At 66.6% G+C, this 15,823-nt stretch carries 11 protein-coding genes; 4 read left to right on the top strand and 7 right to left on the bottom strand.

Annotated elements, in window-relative coordinates:
• The first annotated feature begins 4 nt into the window (after nt 1–4).
• Together FQY64_RS06300 and FQY64_RS06295 are read left to right on the top strand one after the other, a co-directional pair.
• A complete protein-coding gene (locus tag FQY64_RS06300; protein ID WP_146473024.1) occupies nt 5–1,540 on the top strand; it encodes a PepSY-associated TM helix domain-containing protein in 1,536 nt (511 codons plus the stop codon).
• Nucleotides 1,537–1,851 carry a DUF3325 family protein gene (locus FQY64_RS06295; protein ID WP_186760878.1) on the top strand — a complete coding sequence of 105 codons (315 nt, stop codon included), beginning with the start codon at nt 1,537–1,539 and terminating at the stop codon, nt 1,849–1,851. The genes FQY64_RS06300 and FQY64_RS06295 overlap by 4 nt, the downstream gene beginning before the upstream one ends.
• Nucleotides 1,852–1,898: 47 nt before the next feature.
• Here FQY64_RS06295 and FQY64_RS06290 read toward each other — a convergent pair whose 3' ends face one another.
• The 6 genes from FQY64_RS06290 to FQY64_RS06265 all read right to left on the bottom strand — a co-directional run bounded on the left by FQY64_RS06290 (nt 1,899) and on the right by FQY64_RS06265 (nt 12,934).
• A complete protein-coding gene (locus FQY64_RS06290; protein ID WP_186760877.1) occupies nt 1,899–3,914 on the bottom strand; it encodes a sensor histidine kinase in 2,016 nt (671 codons plus the stop codon).
• Between the two features lie 443 nt (nt 3,915–4,357).
• Entirely contained in the window at nt 4,358–7,204 is a 2,847-nt protein-coding gene (locus FQY64_RS06285) for a BPTD_3080 family restriction endonuclease (RefSeq protein ID WP_146473018.1), read from the bottom strand.
• Entirely contained in the window at nt 7,201–7,734 is a 534-nt protein-coding gene (locus FQY64_RS06280; protein WP_146473016.1) for a hypothetical protein, read from the bottom strand. Before FQY64_RS06280 ends, FQY64_RS06285 begins: the two co-directional genes overlap by 4 nt.
• On the bottom strand, nt 7,731–8,888 hold the full coding sequence (locus FQY64_RS06275) for an ATP-binding protein (protein ID WP_222431764.1): 1,158 nt from the start codon (nt 8,886–8,888) through the stop codon (nt 7,731–7,733). Before FQY64_RS06275 ends, FQY64_RS06280 begins: the two co-directional genes overlap by 4 nt.
• Before the next feature lie 92 nt (nt 8,889–8,980).
• Nucleotides 8,981–12,292 carry a site-specific DNA-methyltransferase gene (locus FQY64_RS06270; RefSeq protein ID WP_146473012.1) on the bottom strand — a complete coding sequence of 1,104 codons (3,312 nt, stop codon included), beginning with the start codon at nt 12,290–12,292 and terminating at the stop codon, nt 8,981–8,983.
• A 15-nt stretch (nt 12,293–12,307) separates the two neighbouring features.
• Nucleotides 12,308–12,934, bottom strand: a complete 627-nt coding sequence (locus tag FQY64_RS06265) for an HD domain-containing protein (RefSeq protein ID WP_146473010.1) — start codon at nt 12,932–12,934, stop codon at nt 12,308–12,310.
• A gap of 244 nt (nt 12,935–13,178) precedes the next feature.
• Between FQY64_RS06265 and FQY64_RS06260 the strand changes: the two genes are divergently transcribed.
• Together FQY64_RS06260 and FQY64_RS06255 are read left to right on the top strand one after the other, a co-directional pair.
• Complete coding sequence (locus tag FQY64_RS06260) at nt 13,179–13,751, top strand: mechanosensitive ion channel family protein (protein WP_229814881.1); 573 nt, start codon at nt 13,179–13,181, stop codon at nt 13,749–13,751.
• 62 nt (nt 13,752–13,813) lie between these two features.
• Nucleotides 13,814–15,700 (top strand): MFS transporter, encoded by a 1,887-nt coding sequence (locus FQY64_RS06255; protein ID WP_146473006.1) that lies wholly within the window; start codon nt 13,814–13,816, stop codon nt 15,698–15,700.
• Here the strand turns inward: FQY64_RS06255 and FQY64_RS06250 are convergent.
• The coding region (locus FQY64_RS06250; protein ID WP_146472493.1) for an integrase core domain-containing protein at nt 15,697–15,823 on the bottom strand (127 nt) is incomplete at its 5' end. The two genes, FQY64_RS06255 and FQY64_RS06250, sit on opposite strands and share 4 nt — an antisense overlap.

Here is a 15,823-nt window from a genome sequence, read left to right as displayed (position 1 = left end):
CGCGATGAAGACCAGCCTGCGGCAATCGATGGCGTGGCTGCACACCTGGTCCGGGCTGCTGGCCGGATGGCTGCTGTTCGTGATCTTCGTCGGCGGCACGCTCGCCTGTTTCGATCGCGAGCTGGACGACTGGATGCGCCCCGCCCTGCACGGCCGCGACGCGCCCGCCACGCCGCGCTTCGATGCGGCCTTCGCGCACCTGCGCGAGCGCGCGCCCGATGCGCACGTGTGGTGGGTCCACGTCGCGGGCCCGCGGGAGCGCGCAATGGAAGCCTACTGGATGCTCGACGACGGCACCGAAGGCAAGCTCGCGCTCGATGCGCACAGCGCGCGGCCGGTGCCGGACACCGCCGGCGGCGAGTTCTTCTTCGAGCTGCACTGGAACCTGCACGCCGGCACGCCCGGCATGTACCTGGTCGGGTTCACCGGCATGCTGATGCTGGTCGCGCTGGTGGCCGGCGTCATCACCCACAAGCGCATCTTCAGGGACTTCTTCACCTTCCGGCCGCAAGCCGGCGGGCAACGCGCGTGGCTCGACGGCCACAACGTCACCGGCGTGCTCGGACTGCCGTTCCATCTGATGATCGCGTACACGGGCGTGGCGATCTTCATCGCCAGCTACGTGTTCGGCGGGCTGAACGCGGCCTACGGCGGCGACGTCGAACGCTTCTTCGCGGAAGCGGGCGGCTTCTACGAGCGCGAGGAAACCGGCAAGCCGCTCGCGCGCCTGCATTCGATCGATGCGCTCCTCGCCGATGCGCAACGCCGCATGGGCGCGCCGATCGACTGGGCGTCGGTGCAGCACCCGGACGACTCCAGCGCGGTGATCGCGTTCGGCACCGACCACAGCCGCCGCGTCGCCTGGGACATGCAGCAGGTGAGCTACGACGCGGCCACCGGCGCCTTCCTGCACCGGACGCATCCGCCCACGCCGGGCTACCTCGCCTACTCCTGGCTCGGCGGGCTGCACATGGCGCAGTTCGGCGGCAGCGCGCTGCGCTGGCTGTACTTCGCGATGGGGCTGTCGGGCTGCGTGATGCTGGCCAGCGGCATGCAGGTGTGGGTGCGCAAGCGCGCGCAGCGGATCGCGCAGGCCGGCGCGCTTTCCGGCTACACGCTGGTGCAGGGGCTGAACGTCGGCGTCGTCGCCGGCATGCCGCTGGCGTGCGCGGCGATGCTGCTGGCGAACCGGCTGTTGCCGCCCACCCTTGCCGATCGCGCCGCCGCCGAGGTGACGGTGTTCTGCGCGACCTGGGCGCTCGCCGCCGCGTGGGGCATAGCGCGTGTGGGCGGCGGTCTGGCGTGGCGCGACCTGTTCGCCGCAACGGCGCTCGTCGCGCTCGCGATTCCACTGGCCAATCTGCTCGTCACGCGCGAGAGCCACCTGCTCGCGACGCTGCCGCGGGGCGAATGGGCACTGGCGTCGGTGGATCTGCTGGCGCTCGGCTTCGGCATCGGCTTCCTCGCGCTCGCGCGCCGTGCCTCGCCGCATCGCGCGCGCGGTGGCGGTCGCGTTGCGTCCGCAGGAGGGTTGAGATGACCGCGCTCGCCGTGCTGCTCGCCCTCGCTGCCTGGCCGCTGCTGAGCCTGGCGATGCCCCGGCATCAGCAGGACGCGCTCGGCCGGACGCTGCCTGCGGCCCGCGCGCGCGCGCTGCGTGCGGGCGGGATCGTCGCGCTGGCGGCCAGTCTTGCGGGCTTCCTGCGCGCGCACGGCGCCGAGCTCGGCGCCATCCTGTGGACGCTGACGCTGATGCTGGGGTCGCTGGCGTGGGTGCTGGCGCTCACCGCCTGGAGCGGCCGGCGCGCTGGCGCGACGCGCGCGCGCGACGCACGGCGCCGCCGCGGTTGAACCGCAGCGCCCGCGACGCTCGCAACGCAATCGCGCGACCGGTCGAATCATCCCGGAGCGACCGCCGCCTCCGCCAGCGGCAGACGCAGTTCGAACGTCGAGCCCTGGCCCAGCCCGGGGCTCGCCGCGGTGAGCGTGCCGCCGTGCAGTTGCGCCAGGCTGCGCGCCAGCGCCAGGCCGATGCCGAGCCCGCCCATCCCACGCTCGGGCGCGGTTTCCGCCTGCACGAACAGGTCGAACACGCGCGCCAGCAGCGCAGGCTCCATGCCGATGCCGGTGTCGCGCACGCGCACCACCGCCTCGCCGCGCTCGCGCGTCACCTCCACCACGATCGTGCCGCCGGGCGGCGTGTACTTGGCGGCGTTGTTGAGCAGGTTGCTGACAATCTGGGTGATGCGGGTGGGATCGGCCTGCAGTTCCAGCTCGGGCGCGTCCGTCACCAGCTCCAGCCGGTGCCCGCGGCTGTCCACCAGCGCGCCGGTCTGCTCGATCGCCGCCGCCACCAGATCGCCCAGCCGCGCGCGCTGCCGACGCAACCGCACCAGCCCGCGCGTCACCCGCGAGACGTCCATCAGGTCTTCCACCAGATGGCGCATGTGGTTGGCCTGACGGGTGATCACCTCGGCCGCCATGCGCACGTTGTCCAGCCGGTCCGGCGCCATCGCCAGCACCTGCGCGGCGTTGGCGATCGGCGCCAGCGGGTTGCGCAGCTCGTGCGCCAGCGTGGCCAGGAACTGGTCCTTGTGGCGGTCGGCCGCGCGCAGCGCCTCGCGGCTCTGCTCCAGCAGCTCCAGCGCGCGCTTGTGCTCGTGGATGTCGGTGCTGCTGCCCATCCAGCGCACGATCCGGCCGTCCGCATCGCGCACCGGCACCGCGCGGCCCAGCACCCAGCGGTATTGCCCGTGGCGGTCGCGCAGGCGGTACTCGACCTCGAACGGCGCCTCGTCCGCCAGGCTCTGCGCCCACACCCGTCGCGCGTGTTCGCGATCGTCCGGATGCAGCACCTCGGCCCAGGCGTCGCCGTGGGTCGCGCCTTCGGGCACGCCGGTGAAGTCGTACCAGCGCTGGTTGAAGTAGTCCGGCCGGCCGTCCGGCGTGGTCGACCAGATCATCTGCGGCAGCAGGTTGGCGATGGTGCGGAAGCGCGATTCGCTTTCGCGCAGCGCGGTCAGCGCGGTCTCGCGGTCGGTGACGTCGGCGCCCTGCACGAAGATGCCCTGCGCGCGCCCGTCCGGACCGACGATCGGCTGGTACACGAAGTCGACGAAGATCGTGCGCTCGCTGCCGTCCGGCTCGCGCAACATCACCGGCACGCCACGACCGACGAACGGGTTGCCGGTTTCGCGCACCTGATCGAGCAGCTCGAAGAAGCCCTGGTTCCGCAGCTCGGGCAGGGCCTCGCGCACGCTGCGGCCGAGCACGGGGCGGCCGCCCACCAGCCGCATGTACGCCGCATTGGCCAGCTCGAACACGTGCTCCGGCCCGCGCACCACCGCCATGAATCCCGGCGCCTGCTCGAACAGCCCGACCAGGAACGACAACTGCTGCGACAGCCGCAGGTTGTCCTGCTGCACCGCCGCCGCGCGCGACAGCACGCCGCCGTCGAGCTGTTCGGGCGTCAGCCCGGTCGCCTCGCGCGCGCGCCGCACCTCCTCGCGCAGCCGGTGCAGCTCGGTGACGTCGGTGGTGTGCTGCATCACCGCGTACACGCGCCCTTCCGCATCGCGCAGCGGCGTGTGCGTGGCGCTCCAGTAGCGCGTATCCACCACCGGCCCCTCGGCGGTCATGGTTTCGATCGCATAGGGGATCAGCGCCAGCACGTCGCGCTCCCCGCGCGCGAACGCGCGCGCGATCGAATCGCGCACCCGATCCGCATGCGACGTGCCGTCCGGATTGGTGCCGCCCGGAAACACGTCGAACACCCGCCGCCCCAGAAGCTCCTGCCGCCGCTTGCCGGTCAGCAGCTCGTAGGCGTGGTTGACCTCCAGATAGCGGAACTCCCGATCCACCACCATGTAGGCATTGGGCGAATGGCGGAACAGGGCGTCGAACGGCAGCGACACGGACGCGAACCGGCAGTTGCGGAGCCGCCGAGTATCGCGCAGGCGGCGTGGTGCCGGCGGTGAGAAGGCCGGCGACCTCTCGGCGGGGTGGGACACGGGCGGCCCCACCACCGCAGCGAAGCGGAGATGTACCGCCCGCCTGACGGCTGCGCCGCGCCGACCAAGGCCGGACATCCGGTGAATGGTTACACGTTGAGCAACGATCGTTTCACCGCTTGGGCAACAAGGCGGCGCCCCTACCACCTACCCGTTCCGCCCTTCCCCGCACGCTTTGGAGCTTCAGCCTTCTTAAGCCCGGCTCAGCAAACCTGATCACCCTTAACGTTATCGCTGACGCAATCGACCGCATTCCACGGTGACTCAGCGACGCACCGCCACACGCTGGGCCAAGCGCGTGCACAAACACAACAGCCCGGCAAGCCACGTCTTATCTTCCTCTTTCATCAGCCTGGCGGTTGAGTGTGGCTATGCGCCCATCTGACCAGGATGTCGTGGAGCTGAGAGGGCTCGAACGCGACGTCCCAGCACCACGACCCGAACCCGCCTCTTGAGTTGACTGCCTTGACCCATGTGTCTAGGGCTGCACGCTTCGCTCGGTTCTGGTCGTCGTCCTCGCCCTTGATCTCGAGCACCAACGTTCTGCCGTTCACCAATCGCACCAAGAAATCAGGCACATAGCGACGCTTGGCACCGTTCCACATGTAATAGATGTGGAACCCGAGGTGATCGTTCTTTGCATAGGCACTGACCAGATCGCTTATCTCCATGACATTCGCCGCATGTGCCTCCCATGCTCCATCGGCGACGACATGGCTGATCTGCGACTTTTTCGTGGGTTGACACGTCCTTGTCGTAAACCACGTTCGCATGTAGCGCGTGGAGCCGAGCGGGAAGGACTCGTCGAAGACAGGCTCGAAACGCTCGCTGTTCTGCTCGATCAGATAGCGGAGCACGTGCTGGACGATCAGGTCCATGTTCAAGCTGACGAGGATCCGCTTGCGCAGTGGCTCCTGGTGAAACAGGGAGGGGACGTCCAATCGATCCGATGCGAGAAAGCTCTCGATCAATCGAATGAGCTGGAAAGCCAGATACTCCGGCGTCCCGGTAAACCTCTCCCGCATCTGGTCGTATGCCCTGCGAGCGGCCTGGAAGACCAGCCGCTGCAACCTGAACTCGTCGGGCAGCTTTTCCAGATCAATCGTGGTGATCTGGTCCCATGCGCTCGCGCCACCAAGCGCCGGTGCCATCTCGGCAGCAAGCGGCGTTTTGGCCGGATCGAGCCGAAGCGGTTCTATCCTTGCCCAGTCTAACGCCAGTGTTGCGCGCACGACGGCGTCCACACGGAGCACGTTGGGCCAACGGATCTCGAAAGCGTTGCGCTCTACAAGAGACTGGATCTGGGTACTCGGCTTCGGTGGCGGTGGGGGATCTCCCTCGCCGCTCAGGTCCTGGAACACGGACAGCGGCACACCGAAGACATTCACGAACTCAGGCTTGAAGAGCTGCCTTTCCTCGCCATCGGGGCAGACGACCGGTTCCGTGTCGTATCCCACGCGACGCAGCCCGCGCCCGATCACCTGCTCGCACAGCAACTGACTGGTGAAGGCGCGCAGCCCCATGATGTGGGTGACATTCTTCGCATCCCATCCCTCGGACAGCATGGCCACCGAGATGACGTTCTGCAGATCCTGGCCTGGTGTGCCGCGCTTGCCGATGTTGTCCACGATCGCCCGCAACAGCTCCTCCTTCGTTGCGGAGGCCAGCCTCTCCTTTGCATCCGGGGGAATCCGTGCAGCTTCGACGATCGCCTCCAGCCTCTTCTGATAGGCCGAGTCAGCAGCAGCGGTTTCGCCGACTTCCGCCTTCTCCAGTACCTTGGAGTCCACGCGCAGCGTCCGGTTCGGATCACGCAGCTCGGGCCAGTGGGCATCTCCACCGGTGAAGTACCGCTCGATGCGCGCCGCCGTCTCGGTGCGGTTGCAGACCGTAAGCATCACGGGCGGCGAGGTGTGCCCCTCCTGTGCCCACGCTTGCGCGGTCCTGCGCCAGTCGGCGCCGAGGAGCGTGTACGCCTGCTGCACGAGCAGTGGCAAGGGTTCGTGCGTTTGAGCCCCCCGGCGGTTGAGGTCCTCGTGTACCTCAGGGTCGCGGTACAGGTGATAGAGCTTGGGCTTGAGCGTCTGCGTATCGGGCACAACGCCGTCCCGCACGACGACCCGCGGCGTCTTGACCAGCCCCGCCTCAATGGCGTCGTTGAGCCCGAAATCGGAAACGATCCAACCGAACAGGCCGGTCTCGTTGTTGGCACGACCGGTCGGCGCGAAGGGGGTCGCCGACAGGTCGAAGCAGCGCTGGATGCGCAATACGCGGTGGATGCGATCCAGCCCCTCAACCCAGCGAGTGGCTTCTTCCTGGTCGAGCCCCATTTCCTCGGCAAGCCGTTTGACCTCCCGGCTGCGCTTGTCCTCGGCGGACTGACGATAGGCGTGGTGGGCCTCGTCGTTGATGACGACGATGTCCTTGTGGTTTGCCAGCTTGCCGAGGACACGCTTGACGAACGCTGCGTCGCTTTCGCGTCCCCTCTGCACGACACCCCTTTTGGGATCTTCCTTCGGCATGAGGGCGTGCCAGTTCTCGACCAGAATGTCGGCCTGGTTGAGCCGGCTGCGCAGGGCCTCCGAAGGGCAAAGCGAAAAGGCGTCGTAGTAGTTGTCGGGGTGCCCCGGATAGAGCACCTGCAGGCGCTCGCGCACCGTCAGCCCAGGCGCGACGATGAAAATCGCGCGTGAGAAGTCCTTATTGCGTCTCGGGTAGGTCAGCGCGTTGAGCACCTGCCATGTGATCAACATGGCCATGACCGTGGTCTTGCCACTGCCCGTCGCCATCTTGTTGCACAGCCGCTCCCAGGGCCCGCCGTCGCCGGGGATGGCAATGCCCTGCTTGTAGTCGGCCGGAGCCTCCACCCACCAGATCAACGTCTCGATGGCCTCGAGCTGGCAGTAGTAGAACGGGTACTGACGCGCCGAAGCGTCATGCCAGTGCTCCAGCAGGCTCCGCGTCACGGTTGTGACGCCGGGATAGCCGGCCTGCCGCCATTCCTCGACTCGCGGACGAATCCGCTCGACCAGTTCCAGGCGTTCCGTGCGGTGCGTGTTGCCGCGTGTGTCGTAGATGTCATATCCCGCCGGGCGTCGACCCTCCCGCAGTTCCAGCACCCGCTGGTTGTTCACCCAATGCCAGCGCGGCGGCTCGAAGGGAGAGTTGACGATTAACGACTTTGGCGCGCTCATGGGAGTCTCAGATGGCGGGTCGGAAACGCAATCCCGCGCTCGGCGAGCAGTCGTGCCTGCCGAGAGCCAGGCACCAACCGCATCTCGCCACTTGCAGCAAGCCAACGGAAGGCAAGCCCCAGTTGCATCGCGTTCCGCGTCAACTCATTTAGTCGGGAAAAAGCTGGCTGGCTTAGCTTGGCCTTTAGCCAGTCGAGTTTGGCGATCATTCTGGCCACTTCACTCGTGCTCGAGGCCGGGTGCGGCTCGACCCAGAACGCCAGCTCTACTCCGTTCCGTTGGATACCCAACCCGTAATCCCATCGGGACGCATGCGGCTCTGCCTGCGCGAAGGCCGCATCGAGATCCACGCTGCCGCAGAAACGACTGCCATCGGCAGCTTGAATGCCCGAACGATACTGGTGCTGGATCGCCTGTTTTCCTTCGGCAGGACTCAAGCCCGCAGCCGAGGCGGCCGCCATGAACATGGAAGTCGAACTGGTTTTGCTGACGGTGGCCTTCGTTCTTGAACGCCCGCGCATTGAATTCATGCGACTGGCTCCTTGCGGCCAGATCGCGCGCTTCTGCTTTGCTCGGCACGTTGACGATTGACTGCCTTGGCGACCATCTCGCCCGCCCGGCTTGCGAAGCCGACCAGACCACCCCATTCGGCTTCAGCGCCAGACTCAGCACCGGGGTCCAGCCTGGAGATGTCGCGCACGGCCTGGTTCCGGTCGAAGAAATAGACTCTATAGCTCTTCGCCAGGGCGGACTTCGCGAGCGCCTTGGCATTAGCAGTCGCCCTTAGCCCGAACAACTCGCGCACCAGCGACTCATCGCTGCCGAGCTCTTGAAACTGCCGCAGCGCCCAGACCATGTCCAGCACAACCGGGGAGTGAGTCGAGATGACTACGCGATAGCCACGCCGCATTAACTCGAGGACGAGCAACAGCAAGGTGGCGATCGCCTGCGGGTGCAGGCCCATCTCCGGTTCTTCGATTACCACCCACTCAAGGCCCTCACGCCTCGAAACAGCCCCCGCGGGACAGAGCCAATAAATGCCGAGCAGCAACGGTGTGAATTCACGCTGACCTGCCGACCAGGCGAGGAACGGCAAACCGGCCTCGTGCCCCGGAACCCTGATAACCAGCGTCTTGGTGAATTCCCGCGTATCGATTTCAAGATTGGCACCCCCAAAAAGATGGTCCGAGATAGGTTGGCGCAGAGTGTTGTTGAGGCGACCCGACTGCGGAAACAGTTCAGCCTTTGCCCCAAACTCGTTCTGTAGAAGGTTGTGCACGGTGTCGCTGAAGTGACGCAACACATAGGGATCACCGTAGTTGAAGTTGCTGAAGTGCTGCGAAACGCCCCCCGGCAAACTCACAACACGCTGAGCAGGGATGAAGAACACCTTCTCCTCCGGAGCCTTTGGCCTCTTCCGGTACCGGACAAGGCTGGCAAGGAGCACCTCCTTGCCCTTCCAGGCAATCGCGGACCCATCCTTACGCAGTGCCGCCATCCCTTTTCCGAAGTACCCTCCGAGAAAGGCAGCCATGTCGTTCCCGCCACCATTGAAGGTCACGTTGTGACGGGCAAAGGTGTGATGAATATGGTCCCGATCGAGCACGAGCTTGAGCGTCGCCAGCAGGATGCTCTTGCCGCTAGCCTGTGGGCCGACAACCACCGTCAGGTCCCCGAATTCCATATGGGCATCCGTAATCGGACCGAACTGCTTGACATGCAAGCGGTAAGGTTCCCTGCGGTTAGGTTTTCCGCTCTTAGGTTTCCTGGCCATGCTCAACGCTCCAAGGGATCCAACGGAATCACTTTGAGGGACTCGATGCCACGGTCATCCACGATCTTGACCGCGATCTTGCGGTTCTCGCCCGCCTCGAACGGCAGGCTGACGGTGCCGTGCAACTTGTCCAGCTTCGACTCGTCCAGCTCCGCCTTGATGTCCTTCTTCAGCTTGTGCCAGCCGTCCTTGGCGCCGGCCATCGGGAAGAAGACCTGGCGCGGGAACAGGCTGCGCTCGTCGTAGTCGGTGTCGAGCATCCAGGCGGCGATCTTGTTCTTGCCGCCGGAGCGCAGTTCGCCGGTGACGGTGTCGAAGTAGTCGAAACCGTTGACCTCGACGACGTAGCGGCCGTCCTTGAGCGGGCGCACTTCCACATCCGGTTGGCCCATCAGCCAGAAGCTCTGGTTGCTGGCGCGCGCCTTCTTGAGGTCCTCGGTCAGCAGATCGGTGTTCATCTGCACCTTGAGGGCCACGATGCCCTTGGTGGCGTCGATGTCCTTGGCTGCTTCGGGGTCGAAGGCAAACGCACAGAACACGATCATCTTGGGCCGGGGGAAGAGGTCGCTGGCCTCACGCATCGCCAGCTCCACCTGGCGCTGCTCCAGCGCGGCGTGCTCGGGGCCGAAGCTGACGACCACGCGCTCGCCGGAGTCCAGGTGCCCGGTGCAGTGCAGGTAGCGCGTGTCGGGCAGGGTTTCCAGCTCGGCGAACCTGAGCATCTGGCCACCCTTGCCGCGGATGCCGGTCTTCAGCAGTTCGTCGCGCCAACTGTGCTGACGGCGCGACTCGCCGCTGCGCGCGATCGCGAGGTCGGCCTCGGCCGGCTGCTGCGCCTCGTCCAGCGCCAGCACGGTGGGGAACGGCACGGCCTCCACCGTGAACGGGCCAGTGATGCGCAGCTTGTCCTTCGCCACCTGCGGCTGGTCGTACAGCACTTCCTGGTCGGCGTGCGCGGCGATGGAGGCGTCCATCTTGCGCTGCATCGCCTGGCGCGCCGCGTGGAAGGCATCGAACGCCCGCCGCGCGGAGGCCGGCCAGTCGCCCGGAAAATCGAACGGCACTTCCCACTCCAGCAGCGCACCCACCGGTGCCACCTCGCCGGAGGGCAGCGTCATCGTCCTGCTTTCCGGCGCCGCGAAGTCCACCTCGAAACCCTTGCGGCCGCCCTCGGTCACCTTGAACGGCTGGGCGGGCGGTGCGCCGCGCAGCGCCGCATTCAACTCGCGCAGCGCCTGCTCGATCGCCGGGTGCATCCGGGCGTAGATCTCGTCGATCTCCGGGTTGTTGGCGATGGACTTCAAGGTGACGTGCGGCACCGTCTTGTAGATGAAACCGCCCTTGAGCCCTTCGTGCGGGTACTTGAGTTCGTAGTAGTCGTAGCTGGCGGTCATCAGCCGCTGCTTGGCCAGCGTGATGGCCACGCGCGAGGTGTCGCACGTGATCCAGCGGCGGCCCCACTTCTCGGCGACGTAAGCGGTGGTGCCGGAGCCGCAGGTCGGGTCTAGCACCAGGTCGCCGGGGTCGGTGGTCATCAGCAAACAACGCTCAATTACTTTCGCCGCTGTTTGCACGACATATGATTTAGGGTCGCCAAATCCGCTTTGTTTAGTATCCACCCAAAGATTATTAAGTGGTTTCGCCGGAAAGTCGTCGAGATAGCGGATGAAGCACAACGTGCTTCCCACTGTCATCAAGCGGCGCGAGCGCCTGAGGCACTCCATACCTTGCTCGTTAGTTTTCCAACCCCCTGCCGATGGCCGAAGGGACTGACCATGAAGGGCGTAGGTGAATGTAGTGGTGGCCGAGCCTGATTGACTTGTGATCGGATTAGGCCTGAACACGGCTCCTCCGTGCTCAATAGCGAACTGCATCTTGACTATGTCGGCAATGCGCTCCGCTCTGCCATCAGGCCACCTGATCCACCGTAGATTGTCATCGTCTTCGAAGGTTCGGCCTTGGTATAAGGAGTGGAATTTGAAACTATCGCTGCGCGTGTACCAAACCAGAAAATCAAAAGTGCTGTCCAACTGCGCGGACGCTTTCCCGGCCGTCGTCTGGTAGCTGATAATTGCTCGAAAATTTTGCGAACCGAAGATTTCATCCATGACCTCCCGTACGTGATGCAGGTTCTCATCCGAAATCTGCACAAACACGCTGCCGCTCTCGTGCAGCAGCTCGCGCGCCAGCAGCAGCCGGTCGCGCAGGTAGGTCAGGTAGGAATGGATGCCCAGCTCCCAGGTATCCCGGAACGCCTTGATCATCTCCGGCTCTTGCGTCAGGTCCTCGTCCTTGCGGTCCTTGACGTCGCGCTTGTTGACGAAGGGCTGGAAGTTGCTGCCGTACTTGATGCCGTAGGGCGGGTCGATGTAGATCATCTGCACCTGCCCGGCCATGCCCTCTTTCTGCAGCAGGCTGTTCATCACCAGCAGGCTGTCGCCGGCGATCAGGCGGTTGGCCCAGCCGCGCTCGTGCCGGTAGAAGTCCACTGCCTCGCGCAGCGGCAGCGGTTCCTCGAACCAGGCGCGGAACATGTCGCCGGTGCTGGCGTACTCGCCCTTGTCCTGCTTCATGCGCTTCTGCACGGCGGCGAGGATCGTGGCCGGGTCGATGCGCTCGTGGACGTGCAGGCTGACGGTGTCCACCTCGAAGCTGGTGCGCTCGGCCTTGCCGGCCCAGTTGAGATACGGCTCGGCCTGCCGCTTGAGCTCCTCCAGCGCCGCACGCATGGTGGCTTCGTCGCCGCTGGCGAGCGCATCGTCGATCAGCTTCTCGATCTGCGCGCGGCCGATGTCGAACTGCAGCGCCGGGTCGATGTGCGGGTCGTAGGCCCAGCGGGTCCTGGGCTGCTCGGGGTCGTTGTCGGGCGTGACCACACCAACATCGGGGTTGTTCTTGCGCTTCTGGTCGTGGCGATAGGCGATGACCTTGGGGTCGTCGGCGCCCTTGCGCGGTGCCCGGGTCGGCTCGCCCGGCTTGCGCGGCATCGGCACGCCGGCCTGCCGGGGGCGCGGCGCGTTCGCCCCTTCGGGCACGGCCGGCGCCTGGAGCGTCAGTGCCGGCGCCCCGCTCAGGACCCGGCGCACCGACCCGCCCCGCCCCTGGCCCTTGGCGACCATCCCCTCCGCAACCAGCTGATCGCGCGCATGGAAGTAGTCGCCCTCGTCCACGGGCCTGCCCAAACGCGAGGCCAGCCGGTCGCGAAGCGCCATGTTTCCGACGGCAGTGCCGTCGACGGGCAGTTCCTCGAGGATCGCCTGGCGGATCTCCGACACCGTAGCTTTCGACATCTCTTCGTCTCGCTTGTTGCTCATCGAGGTGCGTAGGGCTCAGCGCCCGGAAGTCGGGTGGGAGGGTACGCCGGCCAGCGCATGCATTCGCCCGACGACCTGCCGCAATACCGGAGCTGGACGCACCTGGCGATCTCCGAGCCCGTCACTCAAGGCTGTGTAGTACCACAGCGTGCCCTCCCGGCCGCCGGTGAACCGCTCGAACACGCGAGTGCCGACGTGGGGGTTCTCCAGGTCCTGCACGATCGCCCGCGCGTTGTGGAGCTTGTCGCAGGCGGAGACGAGCAGGACGTGGTCGGGCGCTTCGGCGAGGTGCGCCAGATAGGCCTGCTTGCGGGCGAGCCAGTCGCGGCGTTTGGCGTCGGGGTCTGTGTGCGCCTGCTTGCCTTCGGCGGTGCCATCGGTGCAGGCGGCGACGATTTCGGCCACGCGCTCGCCGAACTGCGCGCGGACGATCGCGAGATGGGTCTCGCCACAGTCCTCCACCACGTCATGCAATAGGCCGGCGATGGCCTGGTCCTCGTCGCCGCCGAACTCAAGAACGAGGCTGGCGACGGCCAGCAGGTGGTAGAGGTACGGAATGCTGGAGCCCTTGCGGACTTGGCCGGCGTGGGCGATGCGCGCGTAGTCGACGGCGCGGGTAAAGCGGTCGGTCAGTACGGTCATGGCCTTTCCCCTCGAGGCGCGTCCGTATGCGGACGGTAGTGTCGCCGATAGGAGCCGATGGGGCCATTCTTCGAACACTCTCGACCTTGCGGATGCTGGCGGCTGAGCGAACCACTGCGCCCCCACCTCCCAGCCCGTGACCACTGCCCGCCGCGCACGGGGCCCTGACGGGGCACGGGTCTAGTCTGGCGTCCGCTGTGGGTGGAGGCGCGCAAGAGTGATGGCGTGGATGGCACCGGGGTGGATGGATCACGGCACGCAGGCGGCGCTGCGGCTGGGCGAGGCGCTGCTGATCCTGGCGGGGGCGTGGCTGCTGAACGCGCTGCTGCGGCGGCTGCTGGTGCGGCTATGCGCGCGCTACGAGGTGGCGCCGGCGTTCGTGATCGCCACGCGGCGTCTGCTGGGGACGGTGATCTACCTCGCCGCGGCGATGCTGTTCCTCAATCGCATGGGCATTTCCGGCTCGGTGGTGTGGACCACGCTGACCGGCTTCGCGGCGGTGGCGGCGGTGGCGTTCTTCGCGGCGTGGAGCGTGCTGTCGAATCTGTTCTGCGCGCTGCTGATCCTGACCACGCGCCCGTTCCGCTTGTACGACCACATCGAGGTGCTCGACAACGGCGAGAAGCCGGGCTTCAAAGGCCGCGTGGTCGACATCAACTTCGTCTACACCACGCTGCAGGAGACGCGCGAGGACGGCGCAGAGACGGTGCTGCACGTGCCGAACAGCCAGTTCTTCCAGCGCACCACGCGGCTGTGGCGGCGCGAGGCGTTGCCGGAGCAGGCGGCGGGCGGCAACGGGACGAACGCGCAGCGGTGATGCGGCGAGCGCGCAGCGGGCGCAGAGCCTGCTAGGCTGCCGCGGTTCGCGGGGAGATAGCCATGGCGCACAACCAGTTCGAGCTGCTGAAGCAGCGGCGGTTCCTGCCGTACTTCGTCGTCCAGCTGCTGGGCGCGTTCAACGACAACGTGTTCCGCCAGGCCATCATCGGCCTGCTCGGCTACATGGCGATCGACGCCGACGACAAGGCGCTGTACACGCAACTGGCGCCGGCGATCTTCATCCTGCCGTATTTCCTGTTCTCGGCGACCGCGGGCCAGATCGCCGAGAAGCTGGAGAAGGCGCGGCTGATCCGCATCACCACCGCGATGGAGATCGCGATCATGACGATCGCGGCGGCCGGCTTCGTGACGCAGAACATGATCGTGCTGCTGGTCGCGCTGTTCCTGACCGGCGTGCAGTCCACGCTGTTCGGCCCGGTGAAGTACTCGATCCTGCCGTCGGTGCTGAAGCCGGAGGAGCTGACCGGCGGCAACGGGCTGGTCGAGATGGGCACTTCGATCTCGATCCTGATCGGGATGATCGCGGGCGGTCTGATCTTCGCGCTCGCCGGCGCGCAGGGGCCGTGGGTGGCGGGCATCGCGGTGATCGCGCTGGCCGTGGCCGGCAACCTGACCAGCCGCGCGATCCCGCCCGTCGGCGCCGGCGCGCCGGAGCTGCGCATCCAGTGGAATCCGATTCCAGAATCGGTCCGCATCTGGAGACTGACGCGCAAGCAACTGGCGGTGCGCAACGGCGTGCTCGGGGTGTCCTGGTTCTGGTTCGTCGGCACGGTGCTGACGTCGAACCTGCCGGTGTACGCGGAGAGCTACCTGGGCGGCTCGCCGACGCTGTACGTGTTCGCGCTGGCGGTGTTCTCGGTCGGCGTCGGCATCGGCTCGCTGCTGTGCGAGAAGCTGTCGGCGCGCACGGTGGAGATCGGCCTGGTGCCGCTGGGCGCGTTCGGCATCAGCGCCTTCGTGTTCGATCTGCATTTCGCGCAGCCGGTGGCCTCGATGGCGCAGGGGCTGACGGTCGGCGGCTTCCTCGCCCAGCCGGGCAGCGCGCGGGTGGTGATCGACCTCGCCGGCATCGGCCTGTTCGCGGGCGTGTTCGTGGTGCCGCTGTTCGCGCTGATCCAGAGCCGCACGCCGAAGGGCGAGCTGGCGCGCGTGATCGCCGGCATGAACATCCAGAACGCGCTGTTCATCGTGCTGGCGGCGGGGGTGGGGATCGGCGCGCAGTCGCTGCTCGGCTGGACGATTCCGCAACTGTTCCTCGCGCTCGCCATCGCCAACACGCTGGTGGCGCTGTGGATCTTCACCATCGTGCCCGAGTTCTTCATGCGGTTCCTGAGCTGGGTGCTGGTGCGCGCGCTGTACCGCCTGCGCGTGCGCGGCATCGAGCAGCACGTGCCGGACGAGGGCCCGGCGCTGATCGTCTGCAATCACGTCAGCTACATGGACGCGCTGATCCTCGCGGCGAGCATCCCGCGGCCGGTGCGCTTCGTCATGTACTACAGGATCTTCAACATCCCGGTGATGCGCTGGATCTTCCGCACCGCGAAGGCGATCCCGATCGCCGGCGCGAAGGAGGACCCGGAACTGCTGCGGCGCGCGTTCGAGGAGATCGATGCGGCGCTCGCCGACGGCCAGGTGGTCGGCGTCTTCCCCGAGGGCGCGCTGACCCGGGACGGCGCGATCGCGCCGTTCAAGAACGGCGTGGAGCGCATCCTCGAGCGGCGGCCGGTGCCGGTGGTGCCGATGGCGCTGCGCGGGATGTGGGCCAGCATGTGGAGCCGGCGCGATTCGCGGCTGGGCCGCATGCGCGTGCCGCGACGCTTCCGTGCGCACGTGGAAGTGGTGGCGGATGCGCCGGTTTCGGGCGAGCAGGCCACGGCGGCGGCGCTGGAAGCAAAGGTACGCGCGTTGCGCGGCGATGCGGCCTAGCTGTGAAGCTTCAATAGGTTGTTTCGGCGGAGCGCCAAGCGGGTGATGGGTGGCTGACCGCCGAGTGCGCTGTGTGGGCGGTGACAGTTGTAGTGATGCAGCCAGTCCTGCAGCGCCTCGCGG

Source organism: Vulcaniibacterium thermophilum (assembly GCF_007923255.1).
In the GTDB taxonomy this organism is placed as follows: Bacteria; Pseudomonadota; Gammaproteobacteria; order Xanthomonadales; family Xanthomonadaceae; genus Lysobacter_F; species Lysobacter_F thermophilum.
This window is presented reverse-complemented; position numbering and strand designations above follow the sequence as displayed.